Source organism: Aquiflexum lacus (assembly GCF_015476655.1).
Taxonomy (GTDB): domain Bacteria; phylum Bacteroidota; class Bacteroidia; order Cytophagales; family Cyclobacteriaceae; genus Aquiflexum; species Aquiflexum lacus.
Genome location: NZ_JABFHF010000008.1, coordinates 175210 through 195149, shown reverse-complemented (window position 1 = coordinate 195149; position 19940 = coordinate 175210). Strand labels below are relative to the sequence as shown.

The window sequence follows — 19940 nt, the reverse complement described above, 5'->3', positions numbered from 1 at the left end:
TCATGTCTCTGATATGCTGGTTTTCGGCCAGTACTTTGCCGCAAAAATACTGTAAGGCCCAGTCTGTGTTGTAACGCTCCAACAATTGCCTGTCACTGGTGTTGAGATAGGCCTTCAGGAACATCAGTGCAAACATTCCTTTGCCACCGAACCAGCTTGGTGCACCTCTTCCAGAGCGTTCCTCGGGAAGGCAGGAAACCAGATCATCCCAGGGGATTGAATCATGTATCTGACCAAACAATGAATTCTTGAAAAAATGATATTTTGGAGAATATCCGTCGAAATCTTTGAAAAGAGGAAGCTGTGTCATAACTTTAATTGTATTTAAGTCTGCAACCTTAAAATACAAAAAAGAAAACCCCGAAAAAAGCTAAAAACAGCCAAATTCGGGGTTTTTGTGTTATGTTTTTGTTAAGTTATTGACTGAAAATCAGTATCTTAAAGGATTCGCAAGAAGCCCTAATAAACTTGGTTCCTACATTGACTTTACTTTCAACCTTGATGTCTCCGCCAAGATTTTTGATATGGTTATAAACAAGATATAATCCTATACCTTTACTGTCCTTATGATTGTGGAATTTTTGGTTGATCCTGAAGATTTTATCCTTGACTTTTTCCATATCAAACCCTAGACCATTGTCCTCAAAAATCAGCTTCTTTTTACCTTTATGAATAGAAGACCTAATTGAAATAACAGGTGCTACTTCAGGTTTGGCATATTTGATAGAATTTGTAATCAGATTCAGGAAAATACTTGCCATATAAGCATTATTGAATTCAACCTCCTTTAATTCTTCAAAGTCAAACTTAATAGATATTTGAGCATTCTTGATCAATGAAGGAATTGATTTCATTACAGAATCCAATGATTCTTTAAAATTTATTTTTTCAATTTCCTGGTTTCTTTTATCCTCATCATACAAAATATCCACATAGTTGCTGAGTGTTTCATTGAGATTATCACTGGATAATTTAAGGACGTCGAGCAATTTCAGGGTTCTGGTGTCTTCAATTTTTGAGGAATCTAAAAGTTTAAAAATGGAAATAAAATTATTGACTGGGGCCCGTAGGTCATGAGTAACGGTATAGGAAAGGTTTTTTAGTTTTTGATTGATGTCCGTCAAATTTTGTAACAAAAGATTTCTCTCCAATTCCAAGTTTTTTTTAAGGGTTATATCCTTGGCAATGGCAAATATCAATTCTTCATTTTCCAAATACATGGATGTCCAAGAAAGCCAGACAGTTTCACCGTTTTTGGTCAGATACCTGTTTTCAAAATTTAAAAGTGGGTGGCTTTTTGTGAGTTTCTTTCTTGCTTCCGCAGTAATATCCTTATCCTCAGGGTGCACAAAATCATTGATGGGACTAGAAAATAATTCCTCTAGAGAATAACCCAATAAAGCTGAAACAGCTGGATTTATTCTTTTAAAATAGCCATCATATCCCGCAATGCAGAACAAATCCGGTGATATGTCAAAGAATATTTCAAGTTTTTGAAGTATTCTTTCATCCGAGAGGTATTTACTCATTAGAAAACTTTGTTTGATTTTTTGGAGATAATTCTTGGGTCTAGGGCTATCTCAGGTGGTGAAGTTAGAGAAAAAAAAGTACAGCTTTTTTCAATATTACTAATTTATAAATTTAAAATGATAGAAGGTAAATCTGCATTTATACTTTCAACACCTAAATCAATAAAAAATAAAAGTATAGGTCATTACTGTTATAAATGCTAGCACCGGTCCAATAACAATCATCAATAAACCACCCGGCCTAAAGCTTTTTTGTTCGATCATTCCTGTTGAAAAGGAAATGGCATTTGAAGGAGTGGATACAGGAAGCAATAATGCACAGGAGCAACTCAATGCCACAATCAATGGTACAGCAAATCCCCATATACCTGGAAGTGATAGTCCAAGTGGCACCAATATTGAAGCCGCAGCAGTATTACTCATGATATTTGAAATCAAAACTGCAATGATGGAAAATACAATGGCTACCCCTATCATTGGTATTGGGAGTTGAGAAATTTTTTCCATAATGATATCTGTCAATCCTACATCTACCATGGCGATACCTAAGGCTAATCCACCTGCTACCAACATCAGGGTATCCCAAGGTAATCTTCTTACATCTTCAGCTTTGATCACCTGAAACAAAGTGAGCAATACTATTGGAATGGCAGAAGTGGCAGCAATTGGTATGCCATGAATCGGCTCAGTCAACCACATAAAGACAGTTAGGGAAAGAGTGAAAATAACTGCATACTTTTCAAATCTATTTTTGGTATTCGTTTTGCCCATCAGTTCTGAGAGGTCAAGTACTATGCCACCTAATTGAAGTTTTTTAGTTAAAAATTTCCAAAATATATATATTGAAATCATAGCTACGGGAACTCCAAAAAGCATCCATTCAATAAAAGTGATATTGATTCCTTTTTCTTGCAGCGCGCCGACAGCGATGGCATTCGGTGTGCTACCAATGATTGTTCCCATGCCACCGAGCGTTGCTGCGGCAGGTATTCCGATCAAAAGCGCTTTGGTATACTCAGAATTCTTTCCCATCAATCTTGCCAATGGTAAAATAGAAGATATCATCATTGCTGTTGTGGCGGTATTGGACATTACCATACTTCCTACGGCTGTGGTAAGCATCAATCCCAAAAGTAATCTACTTGGATCTGTGCCAAATTTATTGAGTGTAAACCTAAATAATGCCCTGTCCAATGAGACAATACTCAAGCCCTCAGCAAGAAAAAAACCTCCCAAAAGTAACCATATTACATTGCTGGTCCAGGTTCCCAAATACATTTCTACCGGAGCTTTTTGAGTTTCGAGGACAAAGTCTGTCCCTAAACCAAACAATAAGCCTGCAATAATAAATATACCAACAGCAAAGGGCGGAATTGCTTCTGTTACCCAAAGTCCGACGGCCAGGATACTCAGGAAGAAAACATAGTTGACATCATCAGGATATCCTAAATTCCTGAATAATGAAGTAATAAAGAAAGCAAGAATCAAGTTTCCGGTAAATGTTGAGGATGCCCAAATCCATCCTGATTTGAGCTTTCGGTAAAGCCTGATCGATGCCCTTCTTGAATCGTTATAAGCCATGAAAAAGTTGATTGATTTATTTAGTAGGTAAAAATATAAAATTAAATCTAGTTGTAAGGGTCATTTCCTGTTAATAAAAAGAAAACCTAAAATTATCGAATTATTGACAATCTTAATTATTATTTAGCTTTGAATTATTGAATATAGAATAGTCCCCGGAAATTTAAAACATAAACGATGAATCAGACTCCTCTTGCAGAACGAATGCGGCCTAATCGATTGGAAGACTTGATCGGTCAGGAACATCTTTCGGCGCCAAATTCATTTTTGCATAAAGCCATCAAAAGTGGAAATGTCCCTTCATTGATACTATGGGGACCTCCAGGGGTTGGGAAAACTACCATTGCCAACATTATTGCCAATGAAATAAAGGCTCCTTTTTATACATTAAGTGCGATCAGTTCAGGAGTGAAGGATATCAGGGAAGTCATTGATAAAGCCAAATTTCAAATGGGAGTGGTGCTATTTATAGATGAGATCCATAGGTTTAACAAATCCCAGCAGGATGCACTTTTGGGTGCTGTAGAAAAAGGGGTGATCAGATTGATAGGAGCCACTACCGAGAATCCGTCTTTCGAGGTCAATGCCGCATTGCTTTCCAGATGTCAGGTGTTTACTTTAAATTCTTTGGGTAAAACTGAGCTTGAAGCCATGATTCATCAAGCCTTGGAAAAGGATATATTTTTGAAAAAGAAGAAAGTAGAATTAAAGGAAACAGAGGCGCTATTGAGACTCTCGGGAGGAGATGGAAGAAAATTACTCAATCTTTTGGAGATTGTGATTGATGGCATCAACGAAGATCCATGTGTCATTGAAAACAAGATTGTCATTGAAATAGCACAACAGAAAGTAGCCTTGTATGATAAATCAGGTGAACAGCATTATGATATCATATCTGCCTTCATCAAGTCTATAAGAGGTTCTGACCCCAATGCAGCTGTCTACTGGCTGGCCAGGATGATAGAGGGTGGGGAAGATGTGAAATTCATTGCAAGGAGACTAGTGATTCTTGCTTCTGAAGATATCGGGAATGCTAATCCAAATGCCCTGCTTTTGGCAACCAATTGTTTTGAAGCTGTTAAAATCATCGGTTATCCCGAATCCAGAATCATACTTTCCCAATGTGTAACTTATTTGGCGAGTTCAGCAAAGAGTAATGCCTCTTACATGGCCATCAACAAAGCCCAGGAATTGGTAAGAGAAAAGGGAGATCTATCCGTTCCACTTCATCTCAGAAATGCGCCCACCAAATTGATGAAAGATCTGGATTATGGGAAAGGATATAAGTATGCCCATGATTATGAAAATAATTTTGTGTCACAGGAATTTCTTCCTGATGAAATCAAAAACCTCAAATTTTATGAACCAGGTAATAATGCAAGGGAAAATGAATTAAGAAGGTTTTTGAAAGACAGGTGGAAAGGGAAGTATGGGTATTGATTTAATATTTGAAAGTTACCTCATGAAAATCACCTCATCATTGGGCACCCTAAACCTCTTCCCATAAATCCCTTCCGGCATTCCTTTGCCACAACCAATGATCATGGATATTTCTACACCTTTGGGCAAGTTTAATAATTTCTTCACCCTTAATGAATCCATTCCCTCCATGGGACAGGTGTCATAGCCTTCAGCTTTCATAGCATACATAAAAGTCATGGCAGCCAAAGCAGCACTCTTGTGCACAGAAATCCTAATAGCAGTTTCCGATACTTCTCGGATCATGGGTCTCTTAAGTCCGACAAACCAAGCAATGAGTTTTTTTATTAAGGACCAAAAAGGATACTTTGAATATAATTTGGGAATGAGTTTGCTATAGTAGGATAGGGCTTTTTTCTGTTTAGTGCCAGATGATTCTTTATAAGTCTCTTTGATATATTCGAGATTGTCTTTTGCCCGGCTTTTCCACTTGTCCCTTCTGGAAACCACGACCACTAACTCCCTTGCAGTGGAGGCTGCTTTTTGCTTCATGCACAATTGATCCAAAGGCTTTTTTAAAGGAGAGGATTCAGGAATCCTATAGAATTCCCATAATTGCAGGTTGCTGCTATTTGGAGCCAAAGTGGACGCTTCAAGACATTTTTGTACAACTTGATGGTTGAAGGGGCTTTCTTGGTCGAAGATACGGACTGACCTTCTAGCCTCGATGACATCAAAAAATCCTAGTTCCTGTATATTTTCATTCATTTGGTCAATTTTATTTTTGTTGATTCCTCGACTTATTTAGTTTTGATTATCTTCAAAGCCAAAATTACATTTAATATCCTGTTTCACTTTATTCTTTTCTCATGGTTTTACAATTTATCAAACTGGAAATACTGAAAAGTATGCGATCAACTGCCTTTGCTAAAAGTGCTTTGGTGGCGATTTTTTTGGCCTTTCTTGCTGTTGTGTTACTTTCTTATGTTTTTCTACTGGGGCTTGTTTTGAAGCAGGTCATTGAAAAAGGTTTTGAAAGTACCGATGCCTATGCCACACTAAGCGGAGTATTGATATATTTTTTTCTTTTTGAGTTTATGTACAGGTATTTTGTCCAGAAACTTCCTGTGATTGAATTGGAGAGATTCCTACATCTTCCCATCAAGAAAAGCACAATTATTCATTTTCTTTTGGGTAGATCTTTTGTTTCCCCCATGACCTTGATTGCGCCATTGTTGTTTGTGCCATTTGCGATTCAGGAAGTCGTGCCTAGGTTTGGAACATCGGCGGCTTGGTCATGGATTTTGTGTATCATGTTGACCAGTTGGTCCTTGCATTGGTTGATGCTATGGTTCAAACAGAAATTCGAGGATAGTGTAACAGGGATTGGAGTGGTTTTTTTGATTCTTTTACTTGGCGCAGGATCCAATTATTTAGGTTGGTTCAATTTGGGAGATATCATGAAGCCGGTTTTTGATTGGTCTTTGACCAGTTTTATTCCTGTGTTGGTGATGTTTTTGGTTTTCTTGGGACTGCATCGACTTGCTTATACTTATTATTACAATAACGCTTATCTTGAAGATCTCACCCAAGATGAGGATGTCCGTTTTGTTAATCAGGAGTTTGGAATTTTCAATAGGTTTGGATTGGCAGGTGAGTTGGCCAATTTGGAGTGGAAGCTGATTATCCGACATAAGAAAAGTAGGACTTACTTAATGTTGGCGGGGTTTTTCTTGCTATATGGATTGATCTTCTATGCAAATCCCCAATATTCCACAGAGGAAGGCTTTTCTCACATGTTTGTCTTTGTGGGCTCATTTATTACCGGGATTTTTATGCTTCAATACGGGCAACTCTTTTTAAGCTGGAATTCAGCAAATTTTGATTTCTTCCTTCAAAAAAGGGACGGTGTAGAAGGTCTGATCAAAGGGAAGTATCTACTGTTTATCGCTACTTCCTGTCTATGTTTCCTTTTGTCCGTCCCCTATGTTTTTTTTGGATGGGATATTTTATTGATCCATATCGCGACCTTCTTATTCAATATGGGTGTGATTATGCATATGGTGATTTATTTGTCCTTATGGAAACCCAAACCCATGGACCTCAACAAAGGAGCCATGTTCAATTATGAAGGAGTGGGAATTGCCCAATTTCTGATGATCATCCCCATGTTTTTGGCACCCTATGTCGTTTACCTGCCTTTTGCCCTATTGGTCAATCAATATGTAGGATTACTTGCTTTGGGAATTATTGGAATTGCAGGTATTTTGGCATTCCCTTATTTATCAAATTTGCCTGTGCAAAGAGTACTTAACAATAGGTATGAAATTTCATCATCATTTAGACAAGAGTTATGATAAGCGTACAAAATCTTAAAAAACAGTATAAAGAAGCCGTGGTGCTCGATGTAGAATCCTTAGAGATTCCGAAATCTGAATGCTTTGGCCTAGTAGGAAATAATGGTGCCGGTAAGACAACACTTTTTAGAATCATGTTGGATTTGGTGAGGGCTAGTTCAGGTGAAGTATTTATTGACGGGCAAAATGTAAGTAAAACCGAAGATTGGAAAGCTAGGGTTGGCGCTTACCTTGACGAACATATGCTGTTGTCCTATCTTACCCCTGATGAATATTTTGAGACATTGAGAAAAATTTATCGACTTTCAGAAGAAGATCTAAAACTCCATCTTGAAAATTTCAAAGACCTTTTCAATGATGAGATTTTGGGTAAAAAGAAATATATCAGGGACCTGTCCAAAGGGAATTTGAAAAAGGTGGGGATAGCTGCTGCATTGATGGGCAATCCTGAAGTCATACTTCTTGACGAACCTTTTGAAAACCTTGACCCAAGTTCCCAAATAAGATTGAAAAAGTTGATACTTCGTGAAAAAGAGAGGTCTCAGATTACTTTCTTGATCTCATCCCATGACCTCAATCATGTTACAGATATCTGCGACAGGATAGTCCTGTTGGAAAAAGGTAAGGTAATCAAAGACCTGAAAGAAAAAGAATTGATGATGTCCGAATTGGATTCCTATTTTACAGGCTGATACTATTCAAAAATGGATTCCGTTAGTGATTCTTGCAAAGTTTAAAATCCATTTCAAGAATCGTATGTTTATTAATTGTCGGATTGTCATGTCTTACCACTTCTGACTTCAAGCGATTTCTCAAATAAAAGATACTCCCTCGTAAATAAGGAGAATTCGCTATTCCCCCGGTCCAAATGAAAATTTATCTCGTAGATAGGTTTTCATTTGGATTTTTTTTGGTGTATAAAATCTTCATCAGATGAGCCGAAAAGCAATTTCAAATGATATGAATAGACTTACATCAGTTTTTTTTAAATAAATATTAAAAAGTATTTGTTTTTTAAATATAAAAAAATGTAATTTGAATTATTATAATTGTTGTATGAGACAGCAATTAGTGATTTTGGTTCAGCAGGTGTGCTGATAATATTGATTAAGTGGTTTTTTGAATGATAAAATTAAACTTGTTTGAAAATGATGAAATATGTAATCAAATTGGAAATCAACGGAATTGAGTTCCAGATCAAAACCCTCGCAGGTAGTGAAAGAGAAGCAAAAGAAAGAGCATGGGATGTAATCAAAGAGAGAACCTCTTTTATATCCATACGCCATGAAGCATTAATGGAAGTCGATAGAAGTTTTAGCCAAAGAGTGGCTAGTGGATTTAAGAGTGCATTGTTATAGTAAATAGTAGTATTTTTTAAATTTTAAAACATCTGGAAAGAGCAATTTTCCCAGATGTTTTTGTTTTTAGTACCTTTGATCTATTCGCGATTTGGAATTACATTTTTTGGAACGATTTTAAAAACATTCAAACTCTCCCATTATTTTTCCGAATTTGAGGATACAATTTTTCTATAAAGAAAAATACAATAGGTTAATTAGAGCAATATGGATTTAGGATTGAAAGGAAAAAATGCATTGATATTGGCATCATCCAAAGGACTTGGCAAAGGGGTGGCTTTAGAACTTGCTCAAGAAGGGGCAAATGTTGCTATTTGTGGTAGAGATGAAGGAGTCTTGGAAACCACAAAATCTGAATTAGAAAAATCAGGCGCCGGAATGGTAATCGCTGAAACCTGCAATATCTTGGATTGGGATGATAGAAAGCAGTTTTTTGAAAAAGTCAAATCATCCTTTGGGTCAATTGATATCTTGGTGACCAATACCGGTGGTCCTGATGCCGGTAGTTTTGGAGATTTCGGTTTGGAAGATTGGAGAAGATTCTATGAATCCATGTTTCTTTCTGCCGTGGATTTCATTCAAATGGTGCTTCCGGGAATGAAAGAGAAAGGGTTTGGTAGAATTCTGACTATTACCTCTGTTTCCGTCAAGCAGCCCGTTGACAACCTGATTTCCTCCAATGCAGTACGCACAGCTTTACTTGGCCTGGTCAAAAGCCTTTCCAACGAATTGGCACCTTTGGGCATTACTGTAAACAACCTTATGCCTGGCTACACCAAGACTGATAGGCTTAACCAATTGCTGGAAGGCAATCCAAATGTTGATAAATTGAAAGACTCCGTTCCCATGAAGCGCTTTGGCAAAGTAGATGAATTTTCAGCTGCGGCAGCATTTTTATTGAGTGAGCGGGCCAGCTATATCACGGGTCAGTCTTTGGCTGTTGACGGAGGACTGGTAAAGGGATATTAGGAAAGGATAAAGGTTGAGGGATGAAGGATGAAGGATGAAGGGAGTAAAGAGAAGCGAGATGTGACATTCCTTCGTAGGGTGGAGTCCTAGAATATTGTTTAACTGATTAAAATTTTAGCGAGTAACAAATTTGAACCATATAATGACACACAAGAGTAACAAAAAACTTTGCCTTGTCACCTCGACGATAGGAGAGGTCCAATAGCCAGAATTTGGATAAAAATCCTCCATTGCCAATTTGAGGGTCTCCAATCACACGCCTAAAAGATTAAAAATTAACCTCTATAAAAAGGAGTTTTTTATCTACTCCCTCCCCCAATACAGACTAGCCCAAGCAATCCAAGTGCTCCAATTTGGCCCGGTACTATGGCCGCCGGCATGTTGCCTGAATGCGATTTCACCATCAACCAAGGCTGTACCCAATACAGGGAATTCATTTATCCCTAAATCTTTATTGCCCAACATCTTATAAACAGGCCCGGCATGGACTCCTGCCAAAAACATTCCCTTCGCATCTATCCAATTGCCTTCTACAAAGGGAGAACCTGAGCTGATAAAAACAGGTCGAGGTGCACACATAGCCAAAAGCTGATGGGCATCTACAGGTAAATCATCCACAGAAAGTTTGCCTGCGTACTTGATAAAATTCCCGCAAAACCAATGATATTCAGCAGATGAAGCCAGATTCTCCACCTGCTCCCCAAAGTTCCTTCTTAGTATCTTGAGACCTCCAGCTCCGGATGAACCTATAAAACCCAAAGAAATTCTAGGCTCAAATGCCATAGCTACAATGGCTGCTTTTCCATAACGGGAAAGACCTTCTATGGCTATTCTTTTGCTATCCACATTTTTGTCCGTTTCCAGATAATCAATTGCCCTACTCGCACCCCAAGCCCAGGCTTTCAAGGAACCCCAATCATCAGGTTTGCGCGGTTCACCTTTATTTACCAAACCAATAATTCCCTGTCTCAATCCTGCCCCATTGTCGGCTTGAACACTCGCAGGAACCAGAATGGCATAACCCCAACTATTTGAAATCAACTGTTCCTTCCAGCTAGGTTCGCCGGATGACCCTAAGCCTATTGGCTGGACAGGGCCGGGATTGAAAGGACTTCTGATAAATCCAAATTCCATGACTACCGGAACCGGGCCTTCTGAATGGAGTGGAGTTGCGATAAGTAATTCAATCTCTACCTTGATGGATGGATAAGAACTGTTATCAACAATTCCCCTAAGGATTTTTTCATGAATTGGGAAATTACCAATTACAGTGTCATAAGCATCCATAACTTGCCATTTGACAGAAGGGATGTTCTCAGGAACTTTCCCATACATCTCCTGATCAAAAGCTTCTTCAATTTCAGGACGTCTTTGTTGCCACCATTCCTGGGGAGTGGAGATGGTTTTCCCATTATCCAATTCCATCAGTTCAGGAAGGATATAATTCCTTACGTTGCTTTCTTCGCTATTGGCAGCATTTGGCGCAGATGGATTTCCTGAAGGTCCGGGACGCATATCACTTTCCTTCAACCCCAATTGCCCAAGCATCTGCAAATAATCCGCCTTTGTCAACCTTGCAATTGAATCCCTTTCAGCTTGGGAGAATTGGGCTTGTGCTGTGAAAAATAGAAAACAGAATAGCAGGAACAGCGATGATTTTTTCATGTTATATAGGATAAATAGGTTTTGGGAATGAAAAAGTAAGCTATTTAAACTATAAACTAAAAATCTTCCAAGGGATTTTGATGAATTTTTGAATTAATTATGATCATTGGAGATGGAAGGATTCCAACCCTCGTCCAAATAGGGAAAGATTGTACCGACTACACGCTTAGTCACCTATTGGATTTTCGATTATATACTGCTGGATGACACTCCTACGGCTGATTTAGCCATTAGTCTTAGCCCTATATTGAAGATATCCAATCAGAAGAAGTTTAATGATTATGTCAAAGACCTCTGTAGAGATGCAAACGTGGATACTGAGGCGGAGATAATTAAATATGAGGGTAGCGAAAAAAGTACTTGACTAAGCCCAAATATCAGCTTGTTTCAAGCCATACTGGGAGGAGAACTTTTATTACCAATTCAATCCTAGCTGGAATACCTTAGTCAGTAAAACAGAAGATTGCAGGGCATAAAAAACTATCTACTTTACAAAAGTATGTAGATATTGCTGAAGGGGTGAAAACTCAGGAGTTGGAGAAGCTTAGTGAATATTATAAGTGAATTAGAGGGTGTGAAAACCCTCTAATCATTTTTTGGCGTAAATGAATACGGAAAAGCAACTATATGGTAAGGAGTTCCGTCAGGTTTAACAAGTACGGAAATGTCTCCTTGGTTGGTTTTAAAAGCATAGGTTGTGTAATTTTTAGAATCAATTGATTTTGAAACAGATCGGATTTTAAAAAATAAACTTTCTTTACTTTGAACTTCGATCCCATTAATTGTGGCTATCATAATTATAACACTGTCTTGATTTATTTTGATAAAACCAGTCGCATCCGCAGTTTGAATGGAATTCTCTTTTTTATTTCTAATAGCCTCAATATCCGTAAACGTGATTGTTTTGAGGGAATCTGAAAAAATGAGCCTTTTCTCAGTAGGAAGATTATTTATGGCAGAGTTTGTTTCGGAGATAACTAATTTCCCAATGAAAATCACTGCTCCTGCTAATAAATAGAAAAAAATACTGCTAATGGCAGATTTCCCAACTATTTTACCTGCCTCCCCTAAAGACTTTGCTAATGATTTACTGAATTCATCAAATGAAAATCCAGCATATTTCTTAGCTTTTTCCCTTGCTTCATTTACAAACTCTTCAAAATCATAAGATTCAGATTTGGGTTTTGCTGTATTAACTTGTTTAGAAGAATTTAGTATTTGATCAAATGTGCTTCTTTTTATAGGATCTGAAAGGACTAGATATGCTTCATTTATTTCTATGAATTTCTCATGAGCTTCAGGTGACAAATTTTTATCCGGATGCCATTGAAGGGCCAATTTTCTATAGGCTCTTTTTATTTCTTCCTGAGAGGCATTTTCGTTCAAGCCTAATATCAGGTAATAATTTTTCATGGTTTCATGGGCAAATCACCGGAATTATCTTGATTACTTTTAGATTTCCAAATAGACCTTATTCCATAAATGACACCTAAGAACATTAATCCTATGATGCCTCTTCCACCACCGCCATTATTAACAATAGCCGCTTGAATTAGTCCAGCAACAATAAAAAATCCAATTATAGCTCCTATTGTGGCAATAATCTTTTCTGATTTTTTCATCATATTAAAAGTAAATAGATACTCTAAAGTAGTAACTTTTAAGTGGTAACGCAAAAGTTTGTTTTCAATTTGCTTTATCTTTAAGAAAAATAAAGAAGAGCAATTCCAAGAATATAAACAGGAACAACTCAAAAAACTTGCTGAGAGAATTAAGGAGCTTAGGATTAAGAAGGGCTATACCTCCTATGAATACTTTGCCTATGATCACAATATTCCTCGTGCTCAATATGGCATGTATGAAAAAGGGGAAGATTAAAAATTCAGTAGCTTACTAAAGGTGATTTATGCACTAGGTATTTCTTAAAATAAGTTTTTTGAGGAAGGTTTTTAATGGAGACATTGTTATTGGATTAATTTCCAAAGGAGAAACAGGTAATCCATTTTTGGGATTAATTTTCTAATCAATTGGTATATTTCTTTAAAACCTACAACTTATTATCATGAATATCAGAAAAACTAAATTTATGAATAGATCAGGGTTTTTATTTATATCAATCTTTTTAATCATTTTTCATTCCACTAAAGGACAAAATAGTTCTACTCAACCTTTAGTATCGGGATGGGAAAGAATTTATATAAAAGATATGGGGAGTTTTGACATTCCTCCAACAATGGAAATTCAGAAAGGAAATTATAGAGAATATTTAGACCATATCAATAAAGTAAAGGGGTTTGATGTTAATCATATAACTGCACAGCAAAAAGGTCTTAATGAAATGAGTAACTCTGGGTTCCAAAAATATGCTAGAATTATTTTTGAAACTTCTATTGGAAAAGCTGGGGATTACGGAGACTTAAATTTTGATATTTCTCAAGTATCAGAAGCTGACTTAGATGAAGTTAACCATTTTTTCAAGACACAAATAATAGAAAGCCTTAGCTTAATCGGGAACAAATTAATAAAATGGAATCCTGTAAAATTTAAGAAAATTAATAATATGACATGTATAAATCTCAGCTATATAAGACAATTAAAAGATGGTCCTCATGTAATGGTAGAAATTTATAACTTCCACAATAATGATAGAATCCATACATTGACGTTATCTTACAGAATTGAAGAATCAGATTATTGGAAAAAAGATTTCGAGACTACCTTAAAATCTTTGAAAATAAATAATATAAGATAATTTTTAATAGAGAAATTTTATCCAATTAACTAGACAAGGCATTTTATAAAAAAATGAAAAATTTATTATTTATTGTAGTCCTATTCGTTATATCAAGTACAAGTCTGTATTCTCAAAACTTGTTCTTTATCGGAGAAAATACTTATCAAACAACTGATTTCTTTGACTTTTATTTGAAGGGAAGCAGCTTCTCTTCCGAGTTAAAAATAGCAATTGGTAAAGACAATGATAAAGGTCTTATAATACTTACTAAACAAGTTGGACATTTTGAAGATAATAAGATATCAGGGGATTTACTTATATATCTGGATGATGCATCAATAATAAAATGTTTTGATAAAGGGATTCGAGATAAAGTAAATAATGAAGCAACAACAGTTTATTTTTTAACTTCTCAAGAAGTTGAAAAGTTGAAACAAGTAAATATTAACTCAATTCGATATTCTTTATCTTCCTATTCAAGAACTGATGCTAAACTTGTAGAGAATGTTGACCGAGACTCTTTTGTGGGATCCAAAATTGAAAGGATAAATATTCCTTCAAAAGTTAAAATTCTTTTTGATAATTAAGTCATTCCCATTTAAATGGGTTTATTTGATAAATTCTTTTACATCTTTGACAAAGAAAACAAGTGTTTTCCAAAATGTATCTACCCGCATTTTTTGATTCAATTTTTTCAATGTTATATCTATCAATATTGATGTCAACTCCACAAATTGGTTGATTGATAGAATTTAAAAGATGGATTTTTTTTTAAAGTATTTGTCCGTTGCAGCTATCATGTTTCAATATAAAAAAAATTGTAAGGCTTAAGAATTTAAAACCTGATTTCAAGGAACTTTTAGAACTTGAAACTCTATTCAAAAAGAACCACTTGCTATGTGCGATAATAAACGTTAAATAAATGTAGGGAGCTGGCAGACCTTCTGCACTCGGGCTTGGTCAGTTTGATTACTGCTATACAGAGCTGACCTTCATGCATTTATAAACATTCGCCCTTCCAGCCTATTTAAGCAAGAACACTAGTAAGCAAATTGCAAGAACAAGGTCTCGCAACGCTTTAATGTAGCGCTCAGTTATAATAATTTTCATCATTACTAACTATTTAAAATACAAATAGCGCTCCCTTCAGGTTTAAAGATACCATTTCTTTTGAAATCAATAATTTGATAAGCTTCAATTATTTTTTTGAAGATATTCGAAAAAACATTATATAAATATGCTTTGATATATAGGCAAACAAAAATCCCTCCCTCCCCCGCTTCTCGCAGAGAATCGGGGGAGGGAGGGATTTTTAAGTGGAGCTGGAGGGATTCGAACCCTCGTCCAGATAGGGAAACACCGTACCGTCTACATGCTTAGTCACCTATTGGGTTTTCGATCAAGTACTGCTGGATGACACACCTATACTTGACTTAGCCACTAGTCTTAGCCCTGCTTAGTAGCCTCACAGGGAGCGGCTCGATCATTTCGACACCCCAGAATCAACCCGGAAAGAGCGGCGGGTTGCGGGATGTGGCCGGGGAGAATCTATCGAATCTCAACCCTTTAAGCATTATCTGTGTCCCCTGAGGGATAGATTAGGCAGCCATGGCGTAAGAAGTTTCGCCAATTATAGTCGTATGAATTATTCAAGGCCGTACATACTCCGGCCTGCATGCGAGCCCAGTCCTTACACCTACTGTCAAAACCGGTCAGCCCCATAGTTTCTGAATGGGAGACAAATATAGAGGAAAAATGGTTCAATGTTAGTAGGGGAGGTGAGATTTGAGACATAAGACATAAGACATAAGACATAAGACATAAGAAACAAAATGGCTTTGAATAATCCAGAGGAATTTATTGAGAAGATAGAGGAGAATTGGGGAAGGTTCTCATTGACAGAAAAATTTATCCTTTCCCATCAATTACCTCCTGCTTTAGCTGGAGGGGAAAAAGAATCCAAATCTCCCGGCTTTAGCCAAACTAAACCCTCTAAATAATTCTTACCTTTCTATTTTGGTTAAAGCCAATGTGAATTATGCAATTATTTGCGATTGGGCTAAAGCCACATTCCTATTGATTGTCATTCCCTTTCTGTAAATCCCAAATTTTAAAAACTACCAATGACAGATTTTGAAATTGATGGTTTAGGACTACAAATAGCATTCAATTCTATTACAGGACTTTGCCTTGTCACCTCGACGTCAGGAGAGGTCTGCAGCCCGCCTTGATGTCATTCCCTTTCTGTAAATGCCAAATTTTCTCCACTACCAATGACAGATTTTGAAATTGTTGGTTTAGGACTTCAAATAGCATTCGAATCTATTACAGTACTTTGCCTTGTCACCTCGACGTCAGGAGAGGTCTGCAGCCCACCTAGATGTCACAACCTTTTCTGTAAATGCTAATTTTCATAACTACCATTGACAGAATTGGAGATATATACCTTTGAACTGTAAAATGCATTCAAGACTATAGATAACTTTTCCTTGTCACCTCGACGTTAGGAGAGGTCTGCAGCCCGATTTAATGTCATTTTCCATTCAGCAAATGCCAATTTTCTCCACTCTGGATGACGATTGACCCAAATATCATTACCCATTCTGAGCATTTTCTAAAAAACCAAAAACCCGACAACCTGCCCACATCCTTGCAATCCGATTCAAAAAATGAAACCTTTATGGTTTATTAATAAAATCTGTTTTGAGAAAAATTATTTTCATTTTACTGTTTTTGATCTCCTTTTCTTCCTACTCCCAAATTCTCAACATCGAAAGATACCGGCTGAAAGGAGATTCTTCGAAGGTGTTTGTGGCCAAGGCTACTGCAGGTCTCAACGTTTATAACAGAAGCGCGGCTGCTGATGCCCCTGTCAATCTTTTTGGATATAAATGGGATATCAACACCATGTACCATCCCGGGAAACATGCCTATATTATTGTCACAAATTTTGATTATCTCAGGATCAATGATTCAGACTTTCTGAATTTCGGTCTGATTCATGGCCGTACGGTTTTTAATTTTGAGGAAAAAAACAACATTGAAACTTTCGTGCAATATTCTTTTGATAATTTTCGTGGCTTGGCTCCAAGATGGATTGGAGGAGGAACTTTCCGAACAAGAGCAGTTGAAAGTGACCGACTTACCTTAATTTTAGGTTTGGGTGGACTTTATGAAAATGAAACATGGCATCATCCATTTACAGAAGAAACTGTCAAAGTAGACTTTCTGAAAAGCTCCAATTATATTTCTTTCCGTTTATCCATCAATGAATATGTGGATTTCAATATGGTCAATTATTATCAAGTCGGCTATGATCGGTCCATTCAGGCTTTCAGGAATAGAATTAATGGCAACTTCAACCTCAACACCAAGATTTCGGACAGGTTCTCATTTACCAATACCTTTGATTTTTCATACGAAGACAAACCCATTGTCCCAATCACAAGATTTATATTTGCTTTCAAGACCGGAATTTCTTTTGATTTTTAATTTAGCTAAGAATGAATGACTTAATAAAAAAAATATCCCTTGTATGGCTATCATCTAAGTCAGGTTTCCAATAATTTTATATCTTGCGGTGATGGAGAATTTTGTTGTTTCAGCTAGAAAGTATAGGCCTTCCAATTTTAAAAGTGTCGTGGGTCAGGGGCATATTACCACTACCCTGAAAAACGCCATCAAAAACAACCATTTGGCACAGGCTTTTCTTTTCTGTGGTCCTAGAGGAGTGGGAAAAACCACTTGCGCCAGAATTTTGGCCAAAACCATCAATTGTACCAACCTTACTGCTGAGCATGAAGCATGCAATGAATGTGATTCCTGCAAAGCTTTCAATAACAATGCATCATTCAATGTCCATGAACTTGATGCTGCATCCAACAACTCTGTTGAAGACATCAGGAATCTTGTCGAGCAGGTCAGGTATGCACCCCAGCAAGGACAATATAAAATCTATATCATTGATGAAGTTCACATGCTTTCCAATCAGGCCTTCAATGCCTTTTTGAAAACATTGGAGGAACCTCCGAAGTATGCCATTTTTATTTTGGCAACGACTGAAAAACATAAAATCATCCCGACCATTCTTTCCAGATGTCAGATTTTTGATTTCAATAGGATCCAGATTGCTGATATTGCACAACACCTCAAATATATTGCTGCTGAAGAAAAAATTGAGGCTGAAGAAGAAGCATTGAGACTGATTGCCACCAAAGCAGATGGAGCATTAAGAGATGCGTTGTCCATTTTTGACCTGATCGTCACCTTTTCGGCTGGAAATAAATTAACTTATCAGGAGACCATCAGCAATCTCCATATTCTTGATTATGATTATTATTTTAAGGTATTGGATGCGCTTTTGGCAGGAAGTATTTCTGATGTGTTGTTGACTTTTGATGAGATACTCAAAAAAGGATTTGATGGCCATAATTTTATAACAGGATTGTCTGAGCATCTCAGGGATCTGATGGTTTGCAAAGATCCTGCTACTATTGAATTGATACAGGTTTCAGAATCTGCTAAGGAAAGATATCTTTTACAGTCCCAAAAAGCTGGGGTCTCTTTTTTATTATCTGCTTTGAATATCTGTAATCAATGCGATATCAATTATAAGGCAAGTAAAAACCAAAGGCTTCATGTTGAATTGGCCTTGATGAAAATGGCAAAATTGCCTCAGGCCATTTCCTTGGTAGTGTTGGCCCAAGAGGAGTCAAAAAAAAAAGGCTGATTGAGCCGACAGAGCCTGCTAAAAATGAAGGCGTTGCGGCATCACTTTTCAAGGAAGCCAATCCTTTTGCAATCAAAAAAACAGAAGCGCATCGGACGCTATCCATCCCGACAAGTATCAGTCAAGCTAGAAAACAAGTAGAAGACAGACCTATTTCTGCTACAACCACAGAGGAAGAAAAGGATAAGAAAGAGCAGTCCAATACCGATCAATTAGCTGAAATTTTTGATTTCAACAAATTGCAGAACGTGCTTTTCGAGATTATCGAAGATTATAAAACCAACCATAAAAATCTGGAAGTCACTGTACTGAAACAAGAAGTTGTGTTGGAAGGCGAAACTATTATTTTTCATCTCAATGGAGAACTGCAACAGGATATTTTTCACAAAATTAAAGCGGATGTATTGGGTACTTTGCGTAGAAAATTGAACAATTACAGCATCCACCTTGAGAGTGAAATCAAAGAAGAGGAATCTGGGAAAAAGAAGCTTTATACGAGTACCGATAAACTGCAATACTTGAAGGAAAAATCCCCTGCATTGGCTGAGTTGCAGCGAAGGTTTCAATTGGAAACCGATTTTTAAAAATCCAATCCTATCCCAAAGTTGATCATATTCTGTAATTGGACAGCTTGTCGTGGAGGTCCTTCGGCTTGTTGGATCAATACCCTTTCATCATAGATCAATATAGTTTCAATACGGGTGGTTATGTATTTATTGACTTTCATCGAGATTACAGAGTTAAAATTAACCACAAAATTTCCCAGCCTTTCGAAGTTGGTAAACAGGTTCAAATCTGCTCTCCATCTGATATTTTCCAACATTTGAACATCAGTCGTTGAACCAAAAGACAAACCAGCTTCCGCGCGGATATTTTCTCCGGGGATAACTCCAAATGCACCTGCTCTACTCAAAGAATCATCGAGTACAACTGTGAAACGGCCTGTAAATGGAGAAGCAATAATTGAAATTCTATCTTTATTGTCATATTCCTTACGGTAATTCAAACCTGTGGAGGATTGGATATAAGCAGGAGCAAGGAAATCGGAGAGTTTCGACCTAGAATCGAATTCTGCACCCGAAGGTCTAAAAAAACGATAACCAGCAAGTAATTGGGTCCTTGCTTCTAACTGCGTGGACAAGAACCACATATCAGTAAGTTCCCTGCCATATTTGCTTATAAAAATAAAATTGTCATTGGTTTTTCTGGTAGGGAACCTTCTGTCAGATTGCCTGTTAAAACCGGCATTGACATTCAATTTGGTATCCCAAATGATCTGATCTTTTTTATAGTTGGCAAAAAGACTCAAGCCTGTATTCAGGGCAAAATTACTGGCTCCACCTGCATTCCAATTGGAAAGACTAACTTGCTGAAGGCTTAAATTGAAATTCCCGCCTTTTTCCCAATAAACAGGTTTGACTTGTTGTTTGATAATGATTGAATCTCCCAACATTATAATAGTGTCACCACTGATAAGCAGGGTGTCGGCAAGCATTAGTCTATCCTGAGCTTTGAGCACGGAGACAGAAACAAATAAGAAAAGAAAAAGGGAGAAAACTCTTTTTTGCATTTTGTAAAATCAAACCGCTAAAATAAGGT

18 protein-coding genes and 1 other RNA gene are annotated in these 19940 nt (G+C 37.0%); 10 read left to right on the top strand and 9 right to left on the bottom strand.

Annotation, left to right across the window (positions count from 1 at the left end; all coding sequences use genetic code 11):
* From HMJ38_RS09820 to HMJ38_RS09810, 3 genes are all read right to left on the bottom strand, one after another.
* The coding region (locus HMJ38_RS09820; RefSeq protein WP_228779986.1) for a transposase at positions 1-310 on the bottom strand (310 nt) is incomplete at its 3' end.
* A 106-nt stretch (positions 311-416) separates the two neighbouring features.
* Entirely contained in the window at positions 417-1529 is a 1113-nt protein-coding gene (locus tag HMJ38_RS09815) for a PAS domain-containing sensor histidine kinase (RefSeq protein WP_194974212.1), read from the bottom strand.
* A 159-nt stretch (positions 1530-1688) separates the two neighbouring features.
* On the bottom strand, positions 1689-3110 hold the full coding sequence (locus HMJ38_RS09810) for an SLC13 family permease (protein WP_194974211.1): 1422 nt from the start codon (positions 3108-3110) through the stop codon (positions 1689-1691).
* A 177-nt stretch (positions 3111-3287) separates the two neighbouring features.
* Between HMJ38_RS09810 and HMJ38_RS09805 the strand changes: the two genes are divergently transcribed.
* Positions 3288-4550: a replication-associated recombination protein A gene (locus tag HMJ38_RS09805; RefSeq protein ID WP_194974210.1), complete on the top strand. Its 1263-nt coding sequence runs from the start codon at positions 3288-3290 to the stop codon at positions 4548-4550.
* Between the two features lie 15 nt (positions 4551-4565).
* On the opposite strand, the gene HMJ38_RS09800 is transcribed toward HMJ38_RS09805, so the two are convergent.
* The gene (locus HMJ38_RS09800; protein WP_194974209.1) at positions 4566-5297 is read right to left on the bottom strand and encodes a nitroreductase family protein; all 732 of its coding nucleotides are present in this window, start codon (positions 5295-5297) and stop codon (positions 4566-4568) included.
* A 101-nt stretch (positions 5298-5398) separates the two neighbouring features.
* Here HMJ38_RS09800 and HMJ38_RS09795 point away from each other — a divergent pair, with 101 nt between their 5' ends.
* The 4 genes from HMJ38_RS09795 to HMJ38_RS09780 all read left to right on the top strand — a co-directional run bounded on the left by HMJ38_RS09795 (position 5399) and on the right by HMJ38_RS09780 (position 9213).
* On the top strand, positions 5399-6886 hold the full coding sequence (locus HMJ38_RS09795) for a DUF5687 family protein (protein ID WP_194974208.1): 1488 nt from the start codon (positions 5399-5401) through the stop codon (positions 6884-6886).
* Complete coding sequence (locus HMJ38_RS09790) at positions 6883-7578, top strand: ABC transporter ATP-binding protein (protein ID WP_194974207.1); 696 nt, start codon at positions 6883-6885, stop codon at positions 7576-7578. The genes HMJ38_RS09795 and HMJ38_RS09790 overlap by 4 nt, the downstream gene beginning before the upstream one ends.
* Positions 7579-8034: 456 nt before the next feature.
* Positions 8035-8244 carry a hypothetical protein gene (locus tag HMJ38_RS09785; protein ID WP_194974206.1) on the top strand — a complete coding sequence of 70 codons (210 nt, stop codon included), beginning with the start codon at positions 8035-8037 and terminating at the stop codon, positions 8242-8244.
* 207 nt (positions 8245-8451) lie between these two features.
* Complete coding sequence (locus tag HMJ38_RS09780) at positions 8452-9213, top strand: SDR family oxidoreductase (protein ID WP_194974205.1); 762 nt, start codon at positions 8452-8454, stop codon at positions 9211-9213.
* 303 nt (positions 9214-9516) lie between these two features.
* Here HMJ38_RS09780 and HMJ38_RS09775 read toward each other — a convergent pair whose 3' ends face one another.
* From HMJ38_RS09775 to HMJ38_RS09765, 3 genes are all read right to left on the bottom strand, one after another.
* Entirely contained in the window at positions 9517-10878 is a 1362-nt protein-coding gene (locus HMJ38_RS09775; RefSeq protein ID WP_194974204.1) for a glucuronyl esterase domain-containing protein, read from the bottom strand.
* 585 nt (positions 10879-11463) lie between these two features.
* The gene (locus HMJ38_RS25645) at positions 11464-12291 is read right to left on the bottom strand and encodes a J domain-containing protein (RefSeq protein WP_194974203.1); all 828 of its coding nucleotides are present in this window, start codon (positions 12289-12291) and stop codon (positions 11464-11466) included.
* Positions 12288-12503 carry a hypothetical protein gene (locus HMJ38_RS09765; RefSeq protein ID WP_194974202.1) on the bottom strand — a complete coding sequence of 72 codons (216 nt, stop codon included), beginning with the start codon at positions 12501-12503 and terminating at the stop codon, positions 12288-12290. Before HMJ38_RS09765 ends, HMJ38_RS25645 begins: the two co-directional genes overlap by 4 nt.
* A gap of 437 nt (positions 12504-12940) precedes the next feature.
* On the opposite strand from HMJ38_RS09765, the gene HMJ38_RS09760 reads away from it, so the two are divergent.
* Positions 12941-13630: a hypothetical protein gene (locus HMJ38_RS09760; protein ID WP_194974201.1), complete on the top strand. Its 690-nt coding sequence runs from the start codon at positions 12941-12943 to the stop codon at positions 13628-13630.
* A 53-nt stretch (positions 13631-13683) separates the two neighbouring features.
* Complete coding sequence (locus tag HMJ38_RS09755; RefSeq protein WP_194974200.1) at positions 13684-14199, top strand: hypothetical protein; 516 nt, start codon at positions 13684-13686, stop codon at positions 14197-14199.
* Positions 14200-14926: 727 nt separating this feature from the next.
* On the opposite strand, the gene ssrA is transcribed toward HMJ38_RS09755, so the two are convergent.
* Positions 14927-15332, bottom strand: a transfer-messenger RNA (tmRNA) gene (gene ssrA / locus HMJ38_RS09750).
* Between the two features lie 983 nt (positions 15333-16315).
* Here ssrA and HMJ38_RS09745 point away from each other — a divergent pair.
* The 3 genes from HMJ38_RS09745 (at position 16316) to HMJ38_RS09735 (ending at position 18925) form a co-directional block, all read left to right on the top strand.
* Positions 16316-17104: a DUF481 domain-containing protein gene (locus HMJ38_RS09745; protein WP_194974199.1), complete on the top strand. Its 789-nt coding sequence runs from the start codon at positions 16316-16318 to the stop codon at positions 17102-17104.
* A 91-nt stretch (positions 17105-17195) separates the two neighbouring features.
* Positions 17196-18341: a DNA polymerase III subunit gamma/tau gene (locus HMJ38_RS09740; protein WP_194974198.1), complete on the top strand. Its 1146-nt coding sequence runs from the start codon at positions 17196-17198 to the stop codon at positions 18339-18341.
* Between the two features lie 248 nt (positions 18342-18589).
* Entirely contained in the window at positions 18590-18925 is a 336-nt protein-coding gene (locus HMJ38_RS09735) for a hypothetical protein (protein WP_228779985.1), read from the top strand.
* Here HMJ38_RS09735 and HMJ38_RS09730 read toward each other — a convergent pair.
* Positions 18922-19911 (bottom strand): DUF3078 domain-containing protein, encoded by a 990-nt coding sequence (locus tag HMJ38_RS09730; RefSeq protein WP_194974197.1) that lies wholly within the window; start codon positions 19909-19911, stop codon positions 18922-18924. The genes HMJ38_RS09735 and HMJ38_RS09730 overlap by 4 nt on opposite strands.
* Positions 19912-19940 lie beyond the last annotated feature (29 nt).